Genomic DNA, 9,022 nt, shown 5'->3' with positions numbered 1-9,022 from the left:
ATAGTCCGGTTCGGCGCGAGATGTCGCGGATCGAAAGATGGTCTCGGTAGTGCCAGCGTCGGATGACGCTCAATAACTCCATGTCGATCACTCCGATGTCCCCCACACAATCCGTGTGGGAGGAGCTTCAAACATGGGTCAATTCTCGATGGAAAAACCTCCGTCGACTGGGTCACTTCTCAGTGGAAATCAACAGTTCGACCTAAGAGCGGGTTTGCCGTTGGTCAAGTCGGCGCCATTAAGAAGGCGGCAGCTTCGCTCAGACATCAAATTCGAGTTGTGCACGCGCCCGAGACGGACAACCAGGCGCACGCAGCCGTAAGGCGGTATCCCGCCGACGACATGGCGCTCTTCGAGCTTTTGGCTGATGGCGCATGGTCTACCGTTATCCTAAACGCGGATATTCCTTAGGCTCCAACAATGGCGCTTATTGAACCCAATCCAAACCAACAGGACGCGAGGACTATCTCGCCGCCCGCGCCATCGCCCGCATGATAGCCAGATCGGCTTCCATCTTGGCGGTCTACGCCATCAGTTCTACACGACTGAAGGGTTGCCCAGACCCACTTCACTGCCACGCCTTCAGTGCCTCATCGAATACCTTGGTTCCGGGGGGGCCTTTTTCTAGTGTAAACAGTGCCCGGCGGCCCGACCTATACTGAACCGGAATGTCGATCCACCCTTGGCTGCGCAGCAGTTGGGTGTTCGCCTCGATGTCCTGTTTGCTGTCGTTGAGGGCGATCAGGAAGAAGCCGTCGGCGATTTTTGCCGGAATGCCGAGCAGCGGGCTGCCGCGCTCCTGTTCCGACCCCTTCAGCGACAGGCGCAGCACATTGTCGATGCCTCCCTCGAACCCTTTTGGCGACTGGAAGATCATCTCAACGATATGGCTTGCCGGCAGCGTCTGGTCGGCGTTGCGACGGATCGTCATGCGAAGTTGCACCTCCTTGCCGGGGAAATTTGCCTCGGCGCGGATCGCTGCCTCGGGGGGCTGGTCGCCGCCTGGCGATTCCTGCACCAGCGACCAGACGATCGAGCCGGGCTCAGCCGACGCCTCGGAAACGTCGGTGCGCTCCTCGTAGAGGATCGCTTTCTGGCCCCCAGTCGCAGGCTGCTCCAGCGCCGAAATGCTGGCCTCTGGCCGTTGCGCGGGCGTTGTAGGCTCGGTGGCGGCAGGTGCATCGGGAGCCGGCTGCTCCTTAGACTCGGATGATGGAGTGGATGGCTTAGTCACAGAAGCGATCGATGTCCCCTCGCCAATCGTCGGGCCACCGGCTCGGCCGGCGTCAATTTCGGTGCCGTCGGCATTGAGGCGCTGAGTGAATTTCTGCGGGCCTGGTTCCGCCGGTGTGGGTGTGGCGGCTGGAGGTGCCGATTGGTCGGGCGCTTCCTGCTCGGGGGCCGGCAGCGGTGCATCGGCGACATCCGAAGCGGGCGTCTCCGGCGCTGGCTGGGCAGGCAGAGGGGCCGGGTCATCCGAGGGCGGGTTCGACTCGGTAATGTCGAGACCCGTAAGAAATTGTTCAATCTGGCCACGCCAAGCCGCGTATCCGCCGACGAGAAGCATCAGCGATCCAACGATCACAGCTACTAAGGTGAAGCGACGCCGCCATGTCACAGTTCTTTTTTTTTCGATTTTTTCGAGCTCGCTCCCATGTTCCGGCTGGAATGTATTCACCTCATCATTCGCAGGGCGGATCGCAGGTCTGGATTGATCTTCCGACTTGTCGTGGGGCTGAGATAAACTTTCTTGTGAGGGTCGGTCAGCACTCTCGGCTTGAGGCACGTCGGGCAAGTCGGGCGCGATATTAGATGCGTTCCCTCGGGTTTGCTCTTCCTCAACAACTCGGTTGATGCTCGCGTGGTTTGGAAAAGCTGGTGCCCTGGTAAGGTCTCCGTGGGAGGCGGACGCCTGATGTAAAACGGGTCTTGGCGCGCTCGCTCCAAAATCCGCTAGCATTTGGTCGAACGCAGCGTCACGTAGATCGGAAAAAGACAAGCGGGATGGGAAGCCTTCAGCGCCATGCTGAAGAACGTCGAGAACGGCACCGGTGAACAACGTGTGCTTAGCATTCGGATCGCCGATCGACGCTGTGCCAATGCCGCTTGAACACAGAACGAGTGTACCTCTCGCCGGCTGATTGTCCCCCAAATTGCCAGCAGCTACCGCTGCTATTTGATGGCTAAGGTTTGCTGACATGCCAATGAAAGATTTTGCAGCTCGTTCTGAAAAGCAGCAATCGAGAATTACAGATCGACGCTGTTGCGGAGCCGCGATCCTAAGCGTCCGCGCAAGATCGGCTGTTTTGATTCCAGTTTCTGATTCCAAATTCCTTCGGCTTCGACGTACCAGCAGCGACAAATCACCAGAGTCGCTTGGATGGCCATGTCCAATGTAGTAAAGCAATACGTCTGTAAGTGGCCTGCCTTCTCCACGGCGCTCGCGCACATGCTGATCGAGTGTCTCTTGTAATTCGGCAAGCTGGTCGCTGGCGCTTGCAGCGTTGTCAAAGAGGTCGAGAACTAGTTCTGGGTCGAGCCCAAGGCCAGCGGGGTTATATAAGTGCTGAACTATGTGTCGAGCAGAGCGCAAAAAAGATGGCGCGCGTTCCAGTCCAATTCCAGTCCAGTCGTGCGCTCCTAAAACGACGGCCGCAGTCGAATTGGGGCTCAGCAGCGTTGTCGGAACGATTCCGCTCATCGAACCTAAACAAGCTTTTCAATGATGCGTTCTGCGGTTTGCGGATCGATACCCTTAACGATGGCTCTCAAGCTTTCAGACGAGCTCTTCCGTTCGACAGTAAGAACAACGTGGCGTCGGGCCCTTAGCCAGGCAGCTACTCCTTGTGCAATAGCGAGGGTAGCCCCCGAAGTTGCTAGCACTGAAACGATCGTGCCTAGGTCCATTGTATCGGTTTGGGACTTCGATCTGGATGTATCAATGACGCCGTCAATCTCTCGCAATGTGTCGGCAAACTCTGCTGCATGTTTGGTGGACGCTGCTACATCATCCGCCTGCACAATAAATTTGAGATTGGCTTCCATCATGGTCCCCCGTTGATCGATCACATCCAATTTAAGCGCCTCAAATCGCGCGATGGCTACCCATCTTCTCCCGAACTTACTCGAATGAGTATGAACAAAATCGGATCAGTTGCGCAATGCCTACTTGGCGAGTGCCGAAGAGGATGATGCGGGCTCAAGGTTGCGAAGTCATCTGGGTTATTGTAGTTTTTTTCGATCGCCAAAGCGCAAGAAGCAATTGTGAAGTTTAAGGTGGTTCGCCCCGATGTGTTTACAGAAACCCGACACCCGCATGATCCCGGTATCGCTCCGCTCGGCGGATATACTTCCGCACAGTGCGCGGATCGACGTGACGGGTCTGATCCATTATGCGGTTGAGGTCCGCCCCACGCTCGGCCGCGCTGGTGACGAAGCCCGCCCGCAAGCTGTGGCCGGAGAACTCCTCGGCATCGAGCCCGGCGCGCCCGGCGTAGCCCTTGATGATTTTCGCAACCGCCCAGCCTGTCAGACGCTCGCAGGAAATAGCACCGCCCTTGTTAACCGGGCGGAACAGTGGGCCTTCGGCGATGCCGGCAGCGTCCAGCCATGACCTCACGGCTGCCACGGGGCGCAGGCTTTCACCGGTCGGAATGGCGACGGTGTAACCTTGCCCCTCCTGGTCCGTCTTGGATCGGCGGATTGTCACGTCCAGCCCCTTCTCTGTGAACGCCAGGTCGGACACGTCGAGCGCCACCAGTTCCGAGCGCCTGAACGCCCCAGCCATGCCGAGCAGGATCAGCGCGCGGTCGCGCTTGCCCTGCATAGTGTGCGTCGAATGCGCCAGCATCGCGGAAACCCGCTCGGCCGTGGCGGGCTGCTTCTGGACAGGGGCTGTGCCGATCGTGCGGCGAATGCCCTTCATGACCATGGAAACGGCCTCATGCTCTGTCGGTGTTGGCAGGCCGGCAGCCTTGTGCGTGTGCCGGATCGCCGCCACGGCGACGGCCAAGCTGGAGGCTTTGAGCCCTTCCTTCATCCTGGCTACCAGATAGGCGGACACCGTCTCAGGCTCGGCCGGCAAGCTGGCGACGCCTCTGTCAGCACACCACGCCTGGAACGCGGTCCAGTTCGCTCGGTAGGCGAGCAGGGTGTTCTTGGCTTTCGATGCCCTCGCCACCTCGCGCACGTCGTCATCAATGAGCGCAACCGCCCGTGATGTGGTGTTGGCGACTGTCAATTCGAAGCCGCTTTCGGCGCTGAAATCGTCCATGTTTTGGGGTCCGATAAATCCCGTTAGTGGAGGCTATTCGGCAAGCCGGTAACTCGGTCGTGCCTTGATCTTTAATCGTCCCCTATTATATAAAAGGGGACGATTACGGCGTCAACATTAAACGGGGACGAAATTGACAGCGACAGCTAAGGCAGATACCCCATCTCGGATGGGACGGCCGCCGCTCAACGTGAAAGAAACCAAGGTCCGATTGACCGACGAGCAGCGCGCTCGCATCGAGGCTATTGTCGGAACCTATGGGATGGCGAAGTTCATTCGCGAGGCGATTGAACACGAACTGGAACGGCGGGAAGCTAAGGCCGACGACTGATTAAGCGGGTGGTGGGTGGTATGTCCCTAAACAGGAAAGCCCGCCACTCGGGACGGGCCTCTGGAACCGCGAGCCCGAGAGGGAAGACTTAGGCGCGGTTCGAACTAGCCTCCAAAACGACCATTCTACAAGGAGGTTCCGCCAAAGCCTTTCGCTTAAGGCGGTCATTTCTCCGCAACCCCGCATCACTCAATCAGCATGTCCGCCTCTTTGGCGGCCTCGACGAACGCCGCCGAGCTTGTCGCTTTGTTGGTTATTGCCGGTGCGGGATAAGCCGGGTATTTTGAACAGCGGACGGCTGGGAGGAACTTAACCCCACGACTTTGCCAACCGATCCAGGCCGCTGGCCCTGCTCCCACCCACCCCCAGGGCCAGCGGCTCACAGCTTCAACGGCTGTCGCGGAAATCCTCTGACGCTACGTCATTTGTTACATACTCGGGACATCTCGCGTGCTAGGCTGCCACGTGGTTCGGCACTTAAGCCACCCCGATCGGCTGACTAACCCCAATCAAGCCGGTCGGGACTTGATCCCCTGAAAAATTTCTGTGGCGCTAAATGCCGACGCAGACTGTTGATGTGACAATCGCGGGAACACCCGCCCAAGTGATTGTATCACGACAAGGTAGTGATCGATGGCGCGCGTACGGAGAGTTCTCGGGTAGGGACATCGCCGTCATAGGGCGCAGCCTCGAAAACGCACTGGACCGCTGGCGAGCGGCGGCGTGTGAAAACGGGAGATGACTCGTGAGTTCCGAACGATTTCACGATCTGAAGCTCCAGCAAGCCCAATGGCTGGCCAAGGAAGCCGCCATCTCTGAGGCTGAAGCCCTCCAGATAGTCGATAAGGTCGGCTTTGATCCCGGCTCCCTTCGGCGCGAGGCGCGGATGTTCAAACAGTCAAAGCGACCAAGAGTCTAGAAGTGGTAAGCGGCTCGGGGCGAACCAAACTGCTAGCCTGCTCGAATAACTCTATCCGCAGCAGATGCCCGCCGATAGGGTACTGCCATGGAAAGCACCGTGTATGCCGTCTACCTACCGCCTCATGAAGGATTGCCGTATCTTGCAGTTGTCCTGATGCCGAGCGGTTCCGCTACCGCGCGTCCGTTCGACACGGAGAAAGATGCGTCCACCCACATCCGTTCGTTGGCCGCAGGCGGCGCGCGCAGCGGCAGCAGGCATTAATGTGGTTGGCTACGTCGAATTATATCGCGGCCGAGGCGCGTAAGGAGTAAGGTCTTTGTGTCGCCTGTCCTCCCGGCACAAGGCGCTTGGAAGAGAACATCATGCTTTCGCCCCTCTCAGGAAGGATCGAAAGTCATGACCCTCCACGGAACCGCAAACCCCGAACAGATCGACACTCTTTGCGCGGCGCTTGGGACGTTTCGCGAACTGCATGAACTTACGAACGATGATGATCGCAACGATGCCGCCGAAACCGTGATGGCTATCTTTGCGCGTGGTGTCGACACATTCGACGGCCTCATGGCCGCCATGGAAGCGTCGTCGTTGAACCGATTGCGGCTGGCTGCTTAGCGCTGCTTTCGAAGCATACGGGCCTCGCGCACTAGCGAGGTCCAGTTTTGCCCGAGCGCTTCCACAAGTTCGGTGGCTTGGGCTCTGGTGATACCAGTCTCCTTTGCCAGACGCGTTGCGGCCGTTCGCGCTTCGGCGAGCCTTCGGTCTTCGGTATCGGATGACATGGGGAAAATTCCTTGTTCCCTCAATGCCGCAACGGGGCGATGCGGTTCAAGTTCCGCCGCTTGTAGAACAAAAACCCGGCTACCTCTCAGCAGCCGGGCTGATCATGTCGCAAACTTTGCGACTTGCTAGTGCAGCACTGGCCTTTCCTCCTCGCCCTCCACCGGCGCCCGCACGCTGTCACCGATGGCCTGGAGCAGGACGCGGTTGTTGTGATCCAGCACCTCGTTGGCCTGCTTCACTCCGCGCCGGTCGCCAAGCAGGAAGCCAAAGGTGCGTATTCCAACGAAGCCGGCCGGTGATTCCGATCAATATCCGGCCACCCATTCCGATTTCATTCCGGCCGGGATTCCGATTTGAAGCCGGCCACCTTGGCGATCACCTGGGTCGTTGTTGAGATTTGGTTGGAGTTTCGTTTCGGGTCAAGTCAGAGTCGTTTCCGAGGCCGGGATGGGCCGCTGTTTTCGCATGCTGTCGCCGTTGAGCTCGATGCGGTAGGCATTGTGCACGAGGCGATCGAGGATGGCGTCGGCGATGGTCGGATTGCCGATGATCTCATACCAGCGCTCGACGGGCACCTGGCTGGTGACGATGGTCGAGCGCCGCTCGTAGCGATCCTCGATGATCTCGAGGAGATCACGGCGCTGCTCGTCATTGAGCTTTTCGGGCCCCCAGTCGTCCAGGATAAGCAGATCGGTTCTGGCGAGCGCCTTGAGCATCCTGGCGTATCGGCCGTCGCCCCTTGCCAGGGCAAGCGCAGCGAAGAGCCGTGGCGCGCGGTGATAGGCAACTGAGAAGTCGTCGCGGCAGGCCTTGTGGCCGAGGGCGCAGGCAAGCCAGCTTTTGCCGACGCCGGCCGGGCCTGTCAGCAAGAGCCCGTGACGCTGCCGGATCCAGTCGCAGCTTGCGAGCTTGAGAAAGAGCGAACGGTCGAGGCCGCGCTCGACGCGGAAGTCGACATCTTCGACCTGCGCGTCATGGCGCAGCCTGGCCGCACGGGCACGCGCCTCGAAGCGCTTCTGGCTGCGCAGCGTCGCCTCGTGCTCGAGCAGGATGGCGAGCCATTCGCTGTGGTCGAGGGCGCGGGCCTCCGCCTGCACGTCGAGATCCTGGAAAGCTCGGGCCATGCCGTGCAGGCCGAGCTCGCGCAGCGTGTCGAGGGTGGGATGAGTCAGCATGCTCTTTTATCTCCTCAATGGAAGTAGCCGGGACCACGCAGATTGGCGTGATCGATGATGGCGCCGGGATTGCCGGCAGGCCGGGCAGCCTTATGATTGGTGATGAGCGCGGCGATGCTCTTGCAGGTCAGCCCGCCGATCTCGATGGCGCGAGCCGATACGGCCTCGGCACGCTCACGATGGAGATCCCGATAAAGTCGCAGGATTCCCAGACACGTTCGGAAGCCCTGCTCGGGATGAGGCCGGCTTGCCAGGATGGCGACGATCAATCCTTCCGTCTGCGGCCCGATCGAAGCAGCCCAGCGTCGAAAGCGCGCCGGCGTCCACTCGGCATAGCGGCGGTGGGAACTGGGCATATGCTCAGGCATGGTGCCGTATCGCCGCCCGCCATAGCGGCGCTGGTGAGCGGCGACGCGCTTGCCGCAGTGGAAGAAGATCTCGATTGTCCTGCTTGTCGCGCGAATGTCGACCTGCTGCCGGATGAGGCCGTGCGGCACGGAATAGAAGAAGTCCTTGAACTCGACGTGATAATCGGTGGCGACGCGGGCCAGACGCCATTCGGCGAACTCGTAGTTCTGCGCCGGCAGGCTGGCCAGGGCCGGCCTTTCCACCGTCTCGAACAGATGACGACGGCTGACGCCGAGGCGGCGCATGACATGGTCGTTGATCCGGTCGAGCGCCGCGGCGATCGCAGCATTGGCTTCGGCCAGCGAGAAGAAGGTTTGCCGCCGCAGTCGTCCGAGGATGCAGGTCTGGGCGAAACGAACCCCGTTCTCGACCTTCGCCTTGTCCTTCGGGCGCCGTGGCCGGGTCGGCAGGACGCCGACACCGTAATGGGAAGCCATCATGCCGTAGCTGCGGTTGATCTCCGGATCGTAGAAGGAGGCATGGTTGACGCCGGACTTCAGATTGTCGGGCACGACCAGCCGCGGAATGCCGCCGAAAAAATTGAACATGCGCACATGTGCGCCGATCCAGTCCGGCAGCGCCTGCGTCCAGGTCGCCTCCGCGTAGGTGAATCCGGAGGCGCCCAGAACCGCGACGAAGATCTCCGCCTCGCGGATCTCGCCGGTTAGCGGATCGACGATCGAGAGCTTCTTGCCGGAATAATCCACGAAGACCTTGTCGCCGGCGACATGCTCCTGGCGCATCGTCGGGAACAGCCGCCGCTCGAAGCCGCGGAACAGATCGCAGAAGCGGCTGTAGCCGTAACCGCCGGAATGGACGGCGCGATACTCTTCCCACAGAAGCATCAGCGTGACGCCCGGCCTCTTCAGCTCCAGCGCCAGCTCCGCCCAGTTCGGTTCGGGCAGTCGGCGCAGGCCTTGCCTGACCCCGGCTCGGGCGAACAGCCGGTCCTCAAGCGCATCGTCGGTCAGGTCGCCAGGCAGCGGCCAACTCAGCCCCGCCGCTTCCGCGCGCTTCAGATTATCCTGCACGGTGCTGCGCGCGATCCCCAGCCGCTGCGCGATCTCGCGGCTGCTCGTGCCGTCGCCGGCAAGCCGCAGCATTTGTCGCAATTGTCTCATGGTCAGCCTTCT

8 protein-coding genes are annotated in these 9,022 nt (G+C 60.3%); 3 read left to right on the top strand and 5 right to left on the bottom strand.

Going from position 1 to position 9,022, the window contains the following annotated elements:
• Positions 1-568 precede the first annotated feature (568 nt).
• From ABMA59_RS33915 to ABMA59_RS33905, 3 genes are all read right to left on the bottom strand, one after another.
• Positions 569-2,701, bottom strand: coding sequence for a hypothetical protein (locus ABMA59_RS33915; protein ID WP_349009773.1), 2,133 nt, complete (start codon positions 2,699-2,701; stop codon positions 569-571).
• Between the two features lie 5 nt (positions 2,702-2,706).
• On the bottom strand, positions 2,707-3,069 hold the full coding sequence (locus ABMA59_RS33910; RefSeq protein WP_349009775.1) for an effector-associated constant component EACC1: 363 nt from the start codon (positions 3,067-3,069) through the stop codon (positions 2,707-2,709).
• Positions 3,070-3,295: 226 nt separating this feature from the next.
• The gene (locus tag ABMA59_RS33905) at positions 3,296-4,273 is read right to left on the bottom strand and encodes a site-specific integrase (protein WP_349009772.1); all 978 of its coding nucleotides are present in this window, start codon (positions 4,271-4,273) and stop codon (positions 3,296-3,298) included.
• A gap of 190 nt (positions 4,274-4,463) precedes the next feature.
• Between ABMA59_RS33905 and ABMA59_RS33900 the strand changes: the two genes are divergently transcribed.
• From ABMA59_RS33900 to ABMA59_RS33890, 3 genes are all read left to right on the top strand, one after another.
• Complete coding sequence (locus ABMA59_RS33900) at positions 4,464-4,604, top strand: hypothetical protein (protein WP_349009771.1); 141 nt, start codon at positions 4,464-4,466, stop codon at positions 4,602-4,604.
• A gap of 745 nt (positions 4,605-5,349) precedes the next feature.
• On the top strand, positions 5,350-5,523 hold the full coding sequence (locus tag ABMA59_RS33895; protein ID WP_349009770.1) for a hypothetical protein: 174 nt from the start codon (positions 5,350-5,352) through the stop codon (positions 5,521-5,523).
• Positions 5,524-5,922: 399 nt separating this feature from the next.
• Positions 5,923-6,138, top strand: a complete 216-nt coding sequence (locus ABMA59_RS33890; RefSeq protein WP_349009769.1) for a hypothetical protein — start codon at positions 5,923-5,925, stop codon at positions 6,136-6,138.
• Positions 6,139-6,725: 587 nt separating this feature from the next.
• On the opposite strand, the gene istB is transcribed toward ABMA59_RS33890, so the two are convergent.
• A complete protein-coding gene (gene istB / locus ABMA59_RS33885) occupies positions 6,726-7,481 on the bottom strand; it encodes an IS21-like element helper ATPase IstB (protein WP_349009768.1) in 756 nt (251 codons plus the stop codon).
• A gap of 14 nt (positions 7,482-7,495) precedes the next feature.
• A complete protein-coding gene (istA, locus tag ABMA59_RS33880) occupies positions 7,496-9,010 on the bottom strand; it encodes an IS21 family transposase (RefSeq protein ID WP_349009767.1) in 1,515 nt (504 codons plus the stop codon).
• Between the last annotated feature and the right edge of the window lie 12 nt (positions 9,011-9,022).

Origin of the sequence: Mesorhizobium yinganensis (genome assembly GCF_040081985.1) — a bacterium.
GTDB lineage: Bacteria > Pseudomonadota > Alphaproteobacteria > Rhizobiales > Rhizobiaceae > Kumtagia > Kumtagia yinganensis.
The sequence above is the reverse complement of the archived record's forward strand: the minus strand, read 5'-3'. Positions and strand labels throughout refer to the sequence as shown.